Source organism: Streptomyces sp. NPDC042259 (assembly GCF_055582085.1).
On the sequence record NZ_JBVJDW010000003.1, the window covers coordinates 125,670 to 139,569 of the forward strand.

16 protein-coding genes are annotated in these 13,900 nt (G+C 71.1%); 5 read left to right on the forward strand and 11 right to left on the reverse strand.

What is annotated here, in order from left to right:
* Positions 1–130 precede the first annotated feature (130 nt).
* Positions 131–436, reverse strand: coding sequence for a 4a-hydroxytetrahydrobiopterin dehydratase (locus tag ACZ6MA_RS09625; RefSeq protein ID WP_469432449.1), 306 nt, complete (start codon positions 434–436; stop codon positions 131–133).
* Between the two features lie 177 nt (positions 437–613).
* On the opposite strand from ACZ6MA_RS09625, the gene ACZ6MA_RS09630 reads away from it, so the two are divergent.
* On the forward strand, positions 614–2,398 hold the full coding sequence (locus ACZ6MA_RS09630; protein WP_469432450.1) for a hydroxysqualene dehydroxylase: 1,785 nt from the start codon (positions 614–616) through the stop codon (positions 2,396–2,398).
* A 37-nt stretch (positions 2,399–2,435) separates the two neighbouring features.
* Positions 2,436–3,248, forward strand: coding sequence for a helix-turn-helix domain-containing protein (locus ACZ6MA_RS09635; RefSeq protein WP_469432452.1), 813 nt, complete (start codon positions 2,436–2,438; stop codon positions 3,246–3,248).
* Between the two features lie 59 nt (positions 3,249–3,307).
* Here the strand turns inward: ACZ6MA_RS09635 and ACZ6MA_RS09640 are convergent, their stop codons facing one another.
* The 10 genes from ACZ6MA_RS09640 to ACZ6MA_RS09685 all read right to left on the reverse strand — a co-directional run bounded on the left by ACZ6MA_RS09640 (position 3,308) and on the right by ACZ6MA_RS09685 (position 11,323).
* Positions 3,308–4,306, reverse strand: coding sequence for an aldo/keto reductase (locus ACZ6MA_RS09640; RefSeq protein WP_469432454.1), 999 nt, complete (start codon positions 4,304–4,306; stop codon positions 3,308–3,310).
* 75 nt (positions 4,307–4,381) lie between these two features.
* Entirely contained in the window at positions 4,382–5,653 is a 1,272-nt protein-coding gene (locus ACZ6MA_RS09645) for an MFS transporter (RefSeq protein WP_469432455.1), read from the reverse strand.
* Positions 5,650–5,940, reverse strand: coding sequence for a hypothetical protein (locus ACZ6MA_RS09650; RefSeq protein ID WP_469432457.1), 291 nt, complete (start codon positions 5,938–5,940; stop codon positions 5,650–5,652). The genes ACZ6MA_RS09645 and ACZ6MA_RS09650 overlap by 4 nt, the downstream gene beginning before the upstream one ends.
* Positions 5,940–7,016, reverse strand: coding sequence for a 3-oxoacyl-ACP synthase III family protein (locus tag ACZ6MA_RS09655; protein ID WP_469432459.1), 1,077 nt, complete (start codon positions 7,014–7,016; stop codon positions 5,940–5,942). The genes ACZ6MA_RS09650 and ACZ6MA_RS09655 overlap by 1 nt, the downstream gene beginning before the upstream one ends.
* Complete coding sequence (locus ACZ6MA_RS09660) at positions 7,013–7,708, reverse strand: HAD family hydrolase (protein WP_469432461.1); 696 nt, start codon at positions 7,706–7,708, stop codon at positions 7,013–7,015. The genes ACZ6MA_RS09655 and ACZ6MA_RS09660 overlap by 4 nt, the downstream gene beginning before the upstream one ends.
* 65 nt (positions 7,709–7,773) lie before the next feature.
* Positions 7,774–8,586 carry a carboxymuconolactone decarboxylase family protein gene (locus ACZ6MA_RS09665; RefSeq protein ID WP_469432462.1) on the reverse strand — a complete coding sequence of 271 codons (813 nt, stop codon included), beginning with the start codon at positions 8,584–8,586 and terminating at the stop codon, positions 7,774–7,776.
* Positions 8,587–8,695: 109 nt separating this feature from the next.
* The gene (locus tag ACZ6MA_RS09670; protein WP_469432464.1) at positions 8,696–8,911 is read right to left on the reverse strand and encodes a tautomerase family protein; all 216 of its coding nucleotides are present in this window, start codon (positions 8,909–8,911) and stop codon (positions 8,696–8,698) included.
* Between the two features lie 31 nt (positions 8,912–8,942).
* The gene (locus ACZ6MA_RS09675; RefSeq protein WP_469432465.1) at positions 8,943–9,809 is read right to left on the reverse strand and encodes a hypothetical protein; all 867 of its coding nucleotides are present in this window, start codon (positions 9,807–9,809) and stop codon (positions 8,943–8,945) included.
* A gap of 27 nt (positions 9,810–9,836) precedes the next feature.
* Positions 9,837–10,454, reverse strand: coding sequence for a hypothetical protein (locus ACZ6MA_RS09680; protein WP_469432467.1), 618 nt, complete (start codon positions 10,452–10,454; stop codon positions 9,837–9,839).
* A 98-nt stretch (positions 10,455–10,552) separates the two neighbouring features.
* Positions 10,553–11,323: an AfsA-related hotdog domain-containing protein gene (locus ACZ6MA_RS09685; protein ID WP_469432468.1), complete on the reverse strand. Its 771-nt coding sequence runs from the start codon at positions 11,321–11,323 to the stop codon at positions 10,553–10,555.
* A gap of 316 nt (positions 11,324–11,639) precedes the next feature.
* On the opposite strand from ACZ6MA_RS09685, the gene ACZ6MA_RS09690 reads away from it, so the two are divergent.
* The 3 genes from ACZ6MA_RS09690 (at position 11,640) to ACZ6MA_RS09700 (ending at position 13,833) form a co-directional block, all read left to right on the forward strand.
* On the forward strand, positions 11,640–12,254 hold the full coding sequence (locus ACZ6MA_RS09690; RefSeq protein WP_469432470.1) for a TetR/AcrR family transcriptional regulator: 615 nt from the start codon (positions 11,640–11,642) through the stop codon (positions 12,252–12,254).
* A gap of 133 nt (positions 12,255–12,387) precedes the next feature.
* Entirely contained in the window at positions 12,388–12,969 is a 582-nt protein-coding gene (locus ACZ6MA_RS09695) for a TetR/AcrR family transcriptional regulator (protein ID WP_469432472.1), read from the forward strand.
* Positions 12,970–13,071: 102 nt separating this feature from the next.
* On the forward strand, positions 13,072–13,833 hold the full coding sequence (locus ACZ6MA_RS09700) for an SDR family NAD(P)-dependent oxidoreductase (RefSeq protein WP_469432473.1): 762 nt from the start codon (positions 13,072–13,074) through the stop codon (positions 13,831–13,833).
* Positions 13,834–13,900 lie beyond the last annotated feature (67 nt).

A 13,900-nucleotide genomic window follows, 5' to 3' on the forward strand; every position in this document is an offset into this window, starting at 1 on the left:
CGTGGCAGCCAAGCCCAGCCACAACCAGCCCGTCCGGCGATTGAGGACGCGCCCGCAGGGCGCTCAGCCGCCGCAGGCGGCCAAGACGGCCGCAGGCAAAAGACCGCCGCCGCAGACGGCAAGACCCGCGTCAGCGGCACCCGTGTGGCCCGGCCACCGCTTCAACCCGGCGGGCCAGTTCCACGTCGAGGCCGGTGACCTTGCCTCCCGCGCTGTGCGTGTTCACCGTCAAAGAGACCGTGTTGTAACCGAGCGTCAGCTCGGAGTGGTGGCCCAGCTCCTCCTGGATCGCGGCGATGTGGACGACCATCGCCGCCGCCGCGAAGTGCCCCTCGAAGGAGTACGTACGGCTGATCCGATCGCCGTCCGTGGTCCAGCCGGGGAGTTCCTGGAGGCGGTCCTCCACGTCCTTCTGCGAGAGCGGTTCGACTGCCATGGGCGCATCCCCTTCATCGCGGGTACCGGTGGACCAAGCGTCCCACGCGACGGGGGCGCTTTCACGTCAATGTGCCGGGGGGCGCGCGACGAGTCGTATGCACCCTTCCGGGATACAGGTGGCGCTTCTATGCTCCTGCGCCGGACGAGGCATGTTACCGGCGGTAGGGGCGGATTCATGGGCGGTCAGGGCAGCACACGCAGAGGCTTCATCGGCGGGGCCGCGGCCGTCGCCGCGACGGCCGGGCCGGCCGTGCTCGGCAGCCGGGCGGCCGCCGCCACCCGGCGCGGGCCCGGGCGCGCGGCCGGTGGCCGGAGCGTCGCCGTGCTGGGCGGCGGCGTGGCCGGTCTGACGGCCGCTCACGAACTCGCCGAGCGCGGCTTCGAGGTGACGGTGTACGAGAAGAAGGCACCGGGCGGCAAGGCACGCAGCATGGACGTACCCGGCAGCGCGAAGGGCGGCCGCAAGCCGCTGCCCGGCGAGCACGGATTCCGGTTCTTCCCCGGCTTCTACCGGAACCTACCCGACACCCTGCGCCGCATTCCCTTCCCCGGCAACGCGAACGGCTGTCACGGCAACCTCGTGGCCTCCAGCGAGGTGATGCTGGCCCGCATCGGCCACGAGGACGTCCGTATCCCGTTCGGCAGCGTCGGCACCCCTCCCCCGCTGCTCACCCCGGACGCCCTGCGCCGCGCGCTGACCGGCTTCTTCGACGCCTTCGGGAACATCCCGCCGCAGGAGGTCCTGTACTTCGTCGGCCGACTGCTCGTCTGGTTCACCAGTTGCGAGCGGCGGCGGGTCGGCGCCTGGGAGAAGGTGCCGTGGTGGGAGTTCATCCGGGCCGCCCGGATGTCGCCCAACTACCAGCGGCTGCTGGCCATCGGCATCACCCGCAACATCGTGGCGACGAAGGCGGAGGTGGCCAGCACCAAGACGGTCTCGACCTGTATCGAGGCGTTCCTCTACAACGCGCTGGGCCGCGGCGCGGACGGCCAGCCGGACCGGGTCCTCGACGCGCCCACCAACGAGGCGTGGATCGACCCGTGGGTGCGGCATCTGCGGTCGCTGGGGGTGACGTTCCACGTCGGCTGGGCGGTCCGGGACCTGCGCATCGACGGCGGCCGGATCACCGAGGCCGTCGTCCAGGACCCGTCCGGCGCCCGTCGGTCGGTGACCGCCGACCACTTCGTCTCGGCGATGCCGGTCGAGCACGCCCGCACGACCTGGAACGCGGCGGTGCGGGCCGCCGACCCGCGGCTGGCACGCTGCGACGAACTCCGGACGGACTGGATGACGGGCATCCAGTTCTATCTGACCGAGCCGACACCCGTCATCCACGGTCACGTCAACCACATCGACTCTCCCTGGTCGATCACCTCGGTGGGACAGGCGCAGTACTGGTCCGGGCGCGACTTCGGGGCCGATTACGGTGACGGCGCGGCCGTGGACTGTCTGTCGGCGGACGTCTCCGAGTGGGACAAGCCCGGCATCCTCTACGGCAAGACGGCCAAGCAGTGCACCCGCGAGGAGGTCGCCCGCGAGGTGTGGGCGCAGATGAAGGCGGGGCTCAACGACACCGGGCGTACGGTCCTTCGCGACGCCACGCTCCACTCGTGGTTCCTCGATCCGGCCGTGGAGATCGGCGGAGCCCGGCCGACCAACGACGAGCAGCTCCTCATCCACCCCACCGGCACCTGGTACAACCGCCCGGATGCCCGGACGGCGATCCCCAACCTCTTCCTCTGCGGTGACTACGTGGCCACCGACATCGATCTGGCAACCATGGAGGGCGCCAACGCCGCGGCCCGTGCCGCCGTCAACGCCCTGCTGGAGGAGTCGGGTTCGCGGGCCGAGCGGTGTGTGATCACACCGCTGTACCGGGCGCCGGAGCTGGAACTTCTCAAGGCGCAGGACGACGTGCGCTACCGGCTGGGGCTGCGCAACGCCCTCGACCTGGGGTAGCCGCGGGCGGGCGGCGGCGACCGGTTACGGTCGGGCCATGACGACTGTCGCAGAGACCACGGGGGTGGGCGCGCTGCTGCGCGAGTGGCGGGACCGGCGGCGGATCAGCCAGCTGGATCTGGCCCTGCGCGCGGGCTCCTCGGCACGCCACATCAGCTTCATCGAGACGGGCCGTGCCCGGCCGAGCCAGGAGATGGTGCTGCGCCTCGCGGACCATCTGGAGGTGCCCGTCCGGGAACGGAACGCCCTGCTGGTCGCCGCCGGTTACGCCCCGCACTACCCCGAACGGTCCTTGGCCGATCCGGCGCTCGCGGACCTCCGGGAAGGCATGGAGCGGCTGTTGTGTGCGTACGAGCCGTTCCCGGCGCTGGTGGTGGACGGCACGTATCAGGTGCTGGCCGCCAACCGCGGGATCGCGATGCTGCTGGAGGGCGTCGCGGAGGCACTGCTGACACCACCGCTGAACGCCATGCGGATCACCATGCATCCGGACGGTCTGGCGTCCCGCATCCGCAACTTCCGTGAGTGGCGCGGCCATCTGCTGCACCAGATGGAACGGCAGCTGGCCCTGATGCGGTCGGCGCCGCTGCGTGCCCTCTACGACGAGGTCAGCGGGTATCCCCTGCCGGAGGGCGGCACCGAGCGGGCGGCCTGTGGTGCGGGCGGGGTGCCGTTCGCGCTGCCGATGGTGATCGAGCACGACGGCCGGGTGCTGTCGTTCGTCTCGACGATCGCGACGTTCAACACCCCCATGGACGTGACCGTCTCCGAACTGGCGATGGAGACGTTCCTGCCCGCCGACCGCCCGACGGCCGCGTACCTGCGGGAGGCGCACCGCCGCCGGCCGTAGACGCCGCCGGCCGCCCCCGTGCGGACGGGGGCGGCCGGTGGCGTCGCGCTCATGGCGGGTCAGGTGTTCAGCAGCCGCAGTCCGGCCTCGGGGTAGCGGCCACCGGACACCTCGGTGGCGGGCAGCGCCTCCTCCAAGGCAAGCAACTGGTCCTCGGTGAGGACGAGTTCGGCGGCCTTGGCGTTCTCCTCCAGGTAGGTGACGCGCCGGGTGCCGGGGATCGGGGCGATGTGCTCGCCGCGGGAGAGCAGCCAGGCCAGGGCCAGCTGGACGGGGGTGCAGCCGATCTCGGTGGCGAGGGTACGGACCCGCTCGACCAGGGCCAGGTTGCGGGTGAGGTTCTCGCCCTGGAAGCGGGGGTCGGTGGTGCGGCGGTAGTCGTCCTCGTCGAGCTGGTCGAGCGAGGTGAGCGCGCCGGTGAGGAAGCCCCGGCCGACCGGCGAGTACGGGACGAGACCGATGCCCAGCTCGGCGGCCGTGGGCGCGATGTCGTCCTCCAGGTCCCGTTCCCACAGCGAGTACTCGCTCTGGAGGGCCGTGATGGGGTGGACGGCGTGGGCGCGGCGCAGGGTGTCGGCGCTCACCTCGGAGAGTCCGAGGTGGCGCACCTTGCCCGCGGCGACGAGTTCGGCCATGGCGCCGACGGTCTCCTCGATGGGGACCTCGGGGTTGCGGCGGTGCAGGTAGTACAGGTCGATGTGGTCGACGCCGAGGCGGGCGAGCGAGGCGTCGCAGGCCTGGTGGGCGTATTCGGGGCGGGAGTCGATGGTCGCCCCGCCGGAGGTGCCCTGGGGCCCGACGCCCCGGATGCCGAACTTGGTGGCCAGGACGGCGTCGTCGCGGCGGCCCTTCAGAGCCCGGCCGACCAGCTCCTCGTTGTGGCCGTTGCCGTAGGCGTCGGCGGTGTCGAGGAAGGTCACACCGAGGTCGAGAGCGCGGTGGAGGGTGGCGAGGGAGGCCGCCTCGTCACTCGTGCCGTAGTAGGCCGACATTCCCATACAGCCGAGGCCGATCGCGGAGACCTGGAGGCCGGAGGCGCCGAGGGTGCGCTGGTACATGAATTCCCTGTCCTTGTCAGTGCTGTTGCTTGCTTGCCGGTGCTGGCCGGGAGGGGGTGCCGGGGGCGGCGGGTGTCAGGCGTTCCGCTTGTCGCGGGTGCCCCGGCCGGCGAGGACCAGGGTGAGCAGGGCGCAGGCGGTCAGGGCGGCGGCGATGGCCGTGACGGCGCGCGGGCCGGCGGAGGAGTCGACGATCAGACCGCCGGCCAGGGAGCCGATGGCGATGGCACCGTTGAAGGCGGCGACGTAGAGGGACGACGCGGCGTCGGACTCCTCCTTGGCCAGTTCCAGCACCCAGGTCTGGAGGCCGACCGGCAGGGCGGCGAAGGCGAGGCCCCACACGATGAGCAGGGTGACGGCGGCGGCCTTGCTGTCACCGAAGGCCCACAGCAGGAGGAGGGAGGCGGTCATGACGCCGAGCGCGCCGAGCAGGGTGGCCCGCACCGAGCGGCCGACGACGGCACCGGCGACGAAGTTGCCGGCGAATCCGGCGACGCCGAAGACGAGCAGCAGGACACCGACCATGCCCTCGCTGATGCCGGTGATGTCCTCCAGGTAGGGGGCGATGTAGGTGAAGGCGAGGAAGTGGCCGATCATGACGAGCGCGGTGACGGCGACGGCGGTGCGCAGCCGGCCGTTGCGGAGCACGCGGGGCAGTGCGGCGAGGCTTCCGCTGCCCTGGGCGGGCAGGCCCGGCAGCAGGAACAGCACGGCGACCAGGACGACGAAGCCGATGGCGGCGACGGCGGCGAACGCGGTGTGCCAGCCGGAGTGCTGGCCGATCATCGTGCCCAGCGGGACGCCGAGCACCGAGGCGAGGGAGATGCCGCCGAGGACGATGGCGGTGGCCCGGACGGCGTGCCGCTCGGGGACGAGCCGGACGGCGATGGCGGCGGCGATGGACCAGAAGACACCGTGGGCGAGGGCCACCACGATGCGGGCGGCGAGCAGCATGGCGTAGCTGGAGGCGACAGTGGCCAGCAGGTTGCCGATGACGTAGGCGACGAGCAGCGCGGCCAGCAGCCACTTGCGGTCGATGCGTCCGCACAGGGTGGTCAGCGGTGCCGCGGTGATGGCGGCGACGGCGGCGAAGCCGGTGACGAGGAAGCCCGCGGTGCCGACGGAGACGTCGACGCCGGCGCCGATGGAGGGCAGCAGACCGATGGGCAGGGTCTCGGTGGTGACGAAGGAGAAGGTGCCCAGCGCCAGGGCGATGACCGCCAGCCAGGCGCGCAGCGGCGAGTAGCCGGCGGGGTCGGTGGCGCCGGTGGCGCTCGCCCCGCGCTTGCTGCCCGGGTCGGTTCCCGGAACGGTTTCCGGGGCGTAGGAGGTGGTGGTCGCAGTCATGACTGGTGGTCTCCCAGGGACGGGACGGGGGTGGCGGGGCCTGCTGCGGGGCGCGTGGCCCAGCCGTGCGGGCAGGGGGCGGTGTCGGGGGTGTCGAGCCCCATCGACCAGCAGGCGACGGCACAGCCGGGGATCGCGCAGAGGTCGGCGGTCGCGGGGGCGGGCCGGCGGCGGGCGTACACCGGGTATCCGGGGTAGCCGTGGTCGGGGAAGTGCTCGGGAGTCAGGGGATCCGACAGGAGCGGGCTCGGGGCGAGGAGGGCGGGGGCGGTCGCGAGGAGGGTCATCAGGCGGCGCTCCCGGCGAGTTCCCGCACCGGCTGCCGCGTGTGGCGGCAGGGCGGTTCGGTGTCCCAGCGGAGCAGGGCCGTGCCGACGCCCATGCCGCCGCCGAAGCCGGCGAGGAGCATCAGGTCGCCGTCCGCGAGGGCACCGGCGCGGCGGGCGTGGTCGAGGGCGAGCGGTATGGAGGCGGCGCCGGTGTTGGCGTGCAGGTCGACGGGCAGGTGGGCCTGGGCGTTGGGCAGTCCGAGCCGGGGAATGACCTCGCCGACCATGACGCCGTTGGCCTGGTGCGGGATGAAGTGCTTGACGTGGGCGGGGTCGATGCCGTGGGCGTCCAGTACGCCCTGGACGGCGAGCGGCAGCCGCTGGTTGACGAAGTCGCGGACCTCCCGGCCCCGCATCTTGAAGAAGTGCTGCCCGTCGGCGAGGGTCCCGGCCGAGGCGGGGTGGCGGCTGCCGCCCGCCTGCACCCCGATCAGGCCGTGCAGGCTGCCGTCGGTGCTGGTGCCGGTGCCGAGGATGCCGTGGCCGGGGCGGGCCGGGCCGAGGACGACGGCTCCGGCGCCGTCACCGAACAGCACCGCGGTGCGGCGGTCGGTGTGGTCGAGGATGCGGGAGTAGACGTCCGCCCCGATGACCAGCGCGTATTTGGCGGTGGTCCGCTCGCCGACGCCGGCCAGCAGTTGGGCACCGGTCTGGAGGGCGAAGACGAAGCCCGCGCAGACGGCGTTGATGTCGAAGGCCGCGGCCTGGGTGGCGCCGAGCCGGTCCTGCACCAGGCAGGCGGTGGCGGGCTGGGGGTGGTCGGGGGTGGAGGTCGCCACGATCACCCAGGCGATGTCCCGCTCGGTGATGCCGGCGTCGTCCATCGCGGCCCGGGCCGCGGCGTAGGCCAGATCGGAGGTGGCCTCGTGGGGCGCGGCGTGGCGCCGTTCGAGGATGCCGGTCTTCTGGACGATCCAGTCCGCGGTGACCCCGGCCCGGTCGGCCACCACGGAGTTCGGCACGATCTCGGCGGGGAGGTACGAGCCAGTGCCGATGATCCCGGTGGCGGCGGTGGCGGGTGAGTAGACGGTCATCGCTGTGGCTCCAGGGGGGTGAAGAAGTTCTGGTGGCTCATGCGGGCCCGGTCGTCGAGGTGGTTCAGGACGACGGGGTCGTCGCCGACCGCGACGGGGTGGCCGACCAGGTCGAGCATCGGCAGGTCGGACGGATGGTCGCCGTACGCGTAGCAGTCGTCCGGGTCGATGTCGGGCCGGGTGGCGAGCAGGGCCCGTACGGCGTCCGCCTTGTGCGCACCGATCATCGGCGTCCGGATCCGGCCCGTGTAGCGGCCCTGTTCGACCAGGGGGCGGGTGCACAGCACGTGGTCGGCGCCGACCGCCCGGGCGACGGGGTCGAGGCAGGCGGGGAACGATCCGGAGACCAGGACGATCTCGGCGCCCGCCGCGCGGTGGCCGGCCAGTGCCCGGCGGGTCTCCTCGATGAAGAGACCGGCGGCGGCGCGGTCGGTGAACCAGTGCTCGCCCAGGGCGGTGATGGTGGCCTCCGCGTCGCCCTCGTAGGCGGCGTAGTAGGCGCGGTTGATGTCCTCCCGGGCGACGCCCTCGCGGGCCGCCTGCCGGAAGCCCTCGTGGAGCCGTTCGTAGTCGGCGACACCGTCGGCGCCGTACCGGATGGTCAGTTGGTACCGCAAGAAGTCGAACATGCTCTTGCAGTTGATGAGGGTCTCGTCCACGTCGGCGAAGACGAGGTAGGGACGAGAGGCCATGGGGCTCTCCTTCCGGGTGGGGGTGACGGTGTGGCGAGTACGGGTTCAGGCGTGGGGGCGGGGGTTCAGGCGGGCTGCGGGGCGGTGGTCCGGTAGACGTGGCGGACGGCGTTGAGGCCGTTGACCGCGGTCGGGATGCCGGCGTACACGGCCATCTGGAGGACCGTCTCGATGGCTTCCTCCTGGGTGCCGCCGGCTTCGGCCAGGGCGCGCAGGTGTGTTTCCAGCCGCGGTCGCAGGGGGGTGCCCAGGGCGGTGCAGGCGGCGATGGAGACGATTTCCCGGGTGCGGGCGTCGAGGCCGCCGCGGTCGGAGATGTCGCCGAGGGCGAACTCGATGAGGCAGCGGGCGAGGTCGGTGACCTGGCCCCGGGGGTCGGCGGACGGTCCGGCGAGGCCGTCGACGGCCTTCAGCATCCGCAGGCCCCGCTCGTAGCGGTCGTCTTCGGCGAGGGAGCCGGCGGGCTCGTCCCCGGCCGGTGCGGGTTCGGCTTCGAACACGGCGGCGACGACCTTCAGGGCCTCGACGGTCGCGGGGAGCCCGGCGTACGGGCAGAGGTGCATGACCGTCTCGACGATGTCCTGCCGGGTGCAGCCGACGTTGCGCGCTCCCCGGACGTGGAAGGAGAGCTGCGGGGCGGCGTTGCCCAGGGTGGTCAGCGCGGCGACGGTGACGAGCTGACGGGTGGGCGTCTGAAGACCGGGGCGGGAGCAGATGTCACCGAAGGCGAAGCCGACGACGATCTCGCCGAATCCGGGGGCTATGTCGCTGAATCCATCGAGGACTCCGGGCCGTTCGGCGCGCTCGATGCGGCGGATCGTCTCCAGGCCGCGTTCCATGCGGTCGTCTGCGGCGGTGCCGGTGGAGTTCGTGGACATGACCATCAACCTTCGGTGTGGGGATGCGGGTGCCGGGGGGCCGCGGGTGGGGGCTGGGGGGCGGGGGCCGGGCGTCGCGCCCGGCCCCGTGGGCCCGTTTCCGTCAGGGTCAGCCGGTGCGGCGGCTGAGCTTGGCGAATTCCGGGTGCGAACCGAGCACGCCGCCTTCGGACCAGCGCTCGCGCGGGACTTCCCGGACATAGACCGTGATCTTGTCGAGGGGGGCGCCGGTGATCCGGTGCACGGTCGCGGTCAGCTCCTCCATCAGCTCGCGGCACTGCTCGTCGTTGTCGGTCGGCCAGGTCGTCACGGAGACGATGGGCATGGTGGTTCCTCTTTCGGTGTATCGGCGCCGGTCACGGGGCCAAGGCGGGTGGGGCGGTGGTGAGGAATTCCATGAAGCTCGGCCCCTGGAGCTTCAGTTGGGCGTGGATGTCGCCGCCGAGGCCGAACCAGCCGATCGCGCCGCCGTAGTTCTGCTGGTAGCTCATCCAGAGCACGATGACGTTCACGATGCGGTTGCCGGTGCCGGGCGCCGGGAAGGGGTTCGGCAGTACGGCCCGGTAGCGGCCCTTGCCGTCCTGGTCGGTGACGAAGGCGTTGGGCACGCCCAGCGGGCCGGGCCGGGTGGGCCCGTCGGGGTCGAGGTCGTGCTCCCGCAGGGACATCACCGTGTAGAGGCTGTTGGGCAGCATGCCGGAGAAGTCACAGCTGAACTCCGCGGCGGTGCCGCCGTCCACCAGCCGCACCTCCAGCTCCCCGCGGGCCTCCGCCCACTTGCCGAGGGTGACCGGCTCGGTGACCTTGGGGCCGTCCTGGGCCCGCAGGTCCGGCACGGCGACCTCGTGGAAGGGGTAGCTGGGGCGGTTGACCAGGTGCGCGTCCGGGCACTGCTCGGGGGCGAACACCATGGGGTAGTTGTTGCAGGGCAGCGGGAGCGGCAGCGTGTGCAGCACGATCTCGTTGTCCGCCGGGCTGAACTGCGCCGGGTGGTCGGGGAGTTCCCGCACGATGTCGTACGGTTCGTGCTCGCCGAACTTCGGCAGCGGGCTGTCGGCGGAGACGATCGCCGATCCCCAGACCTGGGAGACCCCGCCCGCGCCGTTGTCGCGATTGATACGGCCGATGACGACGAAGTCACCGTTTCCGTCCATCACTTCGCTGGGCGGGTAGGCCGGTCCCTGGGTGGTGAGACTCAGCTGGAAGGTACGTGACTGGGTCATCGTCTTCTCCTTCTCGGGTTCCAGGAGTCAGGAGACGCGGGCGTAGATCTCGGTGTAGAGACCGCGCTCGCCGCCCGCGATGTAGCGGTCGCCGGCCTGCCGGACGATCTCCTGGTAGCGGGGGGAGGTGAAGACCGCGTTGTACTCGGCGGGGTCGCAGCTGAATCCGGAGACGAACATGACGCCGGGCTCGGTGCTCACGACGGAGTGGTAGGCGACGAACGCCTCGACCTCGTCGGAGGTGCGGACCACGTCGTAGATGGTCTCCTCGCGCCAGGCGCGGTACGCGGTGTGGACGCGGGGCGGCACCTCGATGTGGCGCATCTGCACGTAGGGCGTCATCGGCAGCGGGGTGTCGACGGGCTTGGGCGCGTCGACGAAGCCGAGCACCTGGCGGCGGAAGTCGCCCTCGGCCAGCGGGCCGACGGTGTCCCAGAGCTTCGCCCAGTCCTCGCGCAGGGCCGGGAACTCGTCCCAGCCGTCGACCGGGGCGAGTTCGAGCAGGGTCGAGCCCTCCAGGCTGCGGAAGAGGGCGCGGCCGGTGATGGCCGAGGCGGCGTGGTGGGCCTTCCAGGCCTCGGCGGCGGCGTCGAGCTGGTCGGGCTTGACGGACAGCTCGACGGCGGTGATCAGGGCTGCGGACATGATGGTGCTCCTCATGGTGAAAAAGAAAGTAAATTAACGGGAAAACAAAGGGGGTTGGGGTGAAGCGCGGCGGCCGGGCGAGCGGCGGCCCGGGGCGGTCAGACGCCGCTGAGGGCCGGCATCGGGGACCGGAGCATGTGCTCGACGGCCTGACGTGCCCGGCGGTCTTCCTTGGCCTCGATGAGTTCGGCGTCGAAGGCGGTGAACGCCACCTGGGTGAGGGAGGCGCGGCGGCCGGCCTGGTGGATGGCGATGTCGGCGGAGAAGGACAGCCGTGCGGGGTCCTGGGTCTGCGCCTTGGTGACGCGGTATTCGATGGTGGAGCAGAGCGGGAAGAGGAAGTTCTCGAAGTCCGTGTTCATGGATTCGATGACGTAGTAGTAGCGGCGCTGCGACCACTGGGCCGCGTAATAGCGCTCGGTGACGGCCAGGAACATCTGCCGGGACGCCTCGACGGCCACCATGCCCTGCACGTGCTGCCCGGTCTGGTGGTCGAGCAGCAGCTCGTTGTCGTTGTGCAGTCGCAGCCCGGCGCCGTAGTGCACGTCGCTGACCTGGTAGAGGTCGGCGATCAGCGCGTTGGCCACCACTCGTTTGTGCACCTCGCCCGCCCCGCTGAGGGTGGATGGCTGCAATCTGATCTGCACCCGCTCCTGCAGGCCCTGGTGCCGCAGCTCGTCGACGATCATGACGACGTCCGACTCGGCCACGCCCTGGGCGCTCTCGATCAGGACCGGCACGCCCTGGGGGGCGTAGAAGCCGCCACGGATGCGGTCGAGTAACTGGGAGACGGTGAACACGTTCTCCTGCACGGCGAAACCGATGAAACGGTCCCCGACCAGGACGACGCTGTGAAGGGTCTGGCTCATGACGGACTCCTCGGTGAGAACCGCCCCGAGACATGACTGCGTCAAGGCGGTGGACATGGAAGGTGAGAGCTGCGCTGAGAGGTGGAAAAAGCGCGAAGAACGGCTACAGCGGCATGGGGCCGCGAAGAAGGTCGCGGCACGCCCCCCGTGCTGCGTCGTGCTGTGTTTCACCAGTGCTTCCGGTGAGTCGGCCGGGCCGATGTCGAAGACACTAGGTCATGCTCGGGAGGTGCGCAACCATCCAGTTGGTTTTCCTAACCATCCAGTTGGTTGCCGACAACTATACGGTTGGTTGGAGTTCCTCTAGAGTGGCTTCATGAGCAAGGAAACGACCCCCGACACACCCACTCGCCTACTGGAAGCCGCCCGGGCCGAGTTCGCCCAGTACGGCATCTCCGGAGCCCGGGTGGACCGCATCGCCGAACAGGCGACGGCCAACAAGCAGCGTATCTACGCCTACTTCGGCAACAAGGACCAGCTCTTCGCCGCCGTGCTCGCCCAGGCCTACCGGGATCTGAGCGAGCAGGTGCCGGTGCCGACCACGAGGGAGGGGATCGAGGAGTACGTAGGGCACGTCTTCGACTACCACCGCCGCGACAACAGCCTCATCCGCCTGCTGGCCTGGGAAGGCCTGCACTACGGCAACAAGGAGATCCCCGGCGAGGCCGAGCGGGAGGCGTACTACACGCTCAAGAGCGAGATCCTGAGCGAGGCGCTCCGGATCGGCTCCCCGAAGGAGGCCGGGACGCTGCTGATGACCCTCATCGGCATCGCGTCCTGGCCCTTCGTCGTGGAGCAGCAGCGCCGACTGATGAGCGGACTGGCCCCGGACGACGCGGAGGGCTGGGACCGGCTGCGCACCGTGCTGGTGGCCCACGGCCGTGCCGTGATCCAAGCCGCCGCCCCCGCGATCAGCCTGGACGCCCACTGAGACCCTGGCGATCCACCGCGCGCACCAGACGGCGGCCCGTCGAGTACGAGACCCGTACTCGACGGGCCGCCCCACATTTTCTCTACTGTTCTTTTCTTGACTGATCGTTCTCGATTCTCCTAGAGTCACTCCTGTGGCCAGGACCAAGGAATTCGATCCGGACGCCGCCCTGCAGTCAGCTCTGGAGCTGTTCTGGCGGCGCGGTTACGAGGCGACGTCGATGGCGGACCTCGTGGCACATCTCGGCATCGCCCGGGCGAGCCTGTACGCCACGTTCGGCAGCAAGCACGAGCTGTACACCAAGGCCCTCGACCGGTACGCGGAGCAGCACAGCCCGCGCGTCCTGGAGGAGCTGTCCCAGCCGGGCCCGGCCCTGCCCGCCGTGCGGGGGCTGATCGACCGGTTCGCGGAGGAAGCCGCCCACGATGTGGGGCGGCGGGGCTGTTTCGTCACCAATACGGCCGTGGAGCTGGGATCGCACGATCCCGACGCGGCCCGGCGGGTCGAGCAGAGCTGGCACAGCGTGGAGGCGGCACTGACGTCGGCGCTGATGCGGGCCAGGGCCCAGGGGGAACTGGCCGCCGACCGGGATCCGGTCGCGCTCGCGCGGATGCTGCTGGTTCTCATGCAGGGCATGCGGGTGGTCGGCAAGGTCGACGCCGGGGCCGGCCTGCTGCGGGACGCCGCCGCGCAGGCGCTGTCGCTGCTGGACTGAGCGGCGGAGGGCGCCGCCGGGGGTCTCGCCATGCCTCGATTCAAGACCGATCGTTCTCTATTCAGTGCTTTATTCGCGTTCCTCACGCAAGGAGTCGTCGTCATGACCGCACGCTTCACCGGCAAGACCGTTCTCGTCACCGGCGGTGGTACGGGGATCGGCCGGGCCGTCGCGCTCGCGTTCGCGCGGGAGGGGGCCCGGGTCGTCGTCGCGGGCCGTCGGGCGGAGCCCTTGAAGGAGACCGTCTCGCTCATCGAGGGAGCCGGCGGCGAGGCCGCGGCGGTCACCGCCGACGTCACCCGCTCCGCGGACGTCCAGGACCTGGTCCGGCAGACCGTGGAGCGCTTCGGCGGCCTCGACGTGGCCGTCAACAACGTCGGGCTGTTCGTCCCGCCCGCCAAGCTCGCCGACATTCCCGAGGAGGACTGGCAGAGCATCATCGCCACCAACCTCACCGGTGTCTATCTGTCGATGAAGTACGAGATCGGCCACATGCGCGCCCACGGCGGCGGCGCCGTCGTGAACGTCTCGTCCAACCTCGGCGCCCATCTGCGCAAGGCGAGCCTGGCCGCGTACGCCACGAGCAAGGCGGCGGTCTCGGCGCTGACTCGTAACGCGGCCCTGGACCACATCGGCGACGGAGTCCGGATCAACGCCGTCAGCCCCGGCCCCATCGAGACGTCGATGTCCTCCCTGCCGGGCGAGTCGGCACCGGCCAAGGCCGAACGCATGTCCCGCGAAGTCCCCGCGGGCCGGGCGGGCACGCCCGAGGAGGTCGCCGCGGCGGTGCTGTACCTGGCGGGGGCGGAGGCGGGATACACGGTGGGGACGGAGCTGGTGCTTGACGGGGGCGTCACGGCGTAGCCGTGTCCGGCGGCCGTCTTGCCGCCTCTCGCCTGGCGGCGGATCTTCGGCTACCGGCCCGTCTTGC

Coding starts and splice junctions, on each gene's coding strand:
- ACZ6MA_RS09625 (WP_469432449.1), bottom strand. CDS start 436: ATGGCAGTCGAACCGCTCTCGCAGAAGGACGTGGAGGACCGCCTCCAG.
- ACZ6MA_RS09630 (WP_469432450.1), top strand. CDS start 614: ATGGGCGGTCAGGGCAGCACACGCAGAGGCTTCATCGGCGGGGCCGCG.
- ACZ6MA_RS09635 (WP_469432452.1), top strand. CDS start 2,436: ATGACGACTGTCGCAGAGACCACGGGGGTGGGCGCGCTGCTGCGCGAG.
- ACZ6MA_RS09640 (WP_469432454.1), bottom strand. CDS start 4,306: ATGTACCAGCGCACCCTCGGCGCCTCCGGCCTCCAGGTCTCCGCGATC.
- ACZ6MA_RS09645 (WP_469432455.1), bottom strand. CDS start 5,653: ATGACTGCGACCACCACCTCCTACGCCCCGGAAACCGTTCCGGGAACC.
- ACZ6MA_RS09650 (WP_469432457.1), bottom strand. CDS start 5,940: ATGACCCTCCTCGCGACCGCCCCCGCCCTCCTCGCCCCGAGCCCGCTC.
- ACZ6MA_RS09655 (WP_469432459.1), bottom strand. CDS start 7,016: ATGACCGTCTACTCACCCGCCACCGCCGCCACCGGGATCATCGGCACT.
- ACZ6MA_RS09660 (WP_469432461.1), bottom strand. CDS start 7,708: ATGGCCTCTCGTCCCTACCTCGTCTTCGCCGACGTGGACGAGACCCTC.
- ACZ6MA_RS09665 (WP_469432462.1), bottom strand. CDS start 8,586: ATGTCCACGAACTCCACCGGCACCGCCGCAGACGACCGCATGGAACGC.
- ACZ6MA_RS09670 (WP_469432464.1), bottom strand. CDS start 8,911: ATGCCCATCGTCTCCGTGACGACCTGGCCGACCGACAACGACGAGCAG.
- ACZ6MA_RS09675 (WP_469432465.1), bottom strand. CDS start 9,809: ATGACCCAGTCACGTACCTTCCAGCTGAGTCTCACCACCCAGGGACCG.
- ACZ6MA_RS09680 (WP_469432467.1), bottom strand. CDS start 10,454: ATGTCCGCAGCCCTGATCACCGCCGTCGAGCTGTCCGTCAAGCCCGAC.
- ACZ6MA_RS09685 (WP_469432468.1), bottom strand. CDS start 11,323: ATGAGCCAGACCCTTCACAGCGTCGTCCTGGTCGGGGACCGTTTCATC.
- ACZ6MA_RS09690 (WP_469432470.1), top strand. CDS start 11,640: ATGAGCAAGGAAACGACCCCCGACACACCCACTCGCCTACTGGAAGCC.
- ACZ6MA_RS09700 (WP_469432473.1), top strand. CDS start 13,072: ATGACCGCACGCTTCACCGGCAAGACCGTTCTCGTCACCGGCGGTGGT.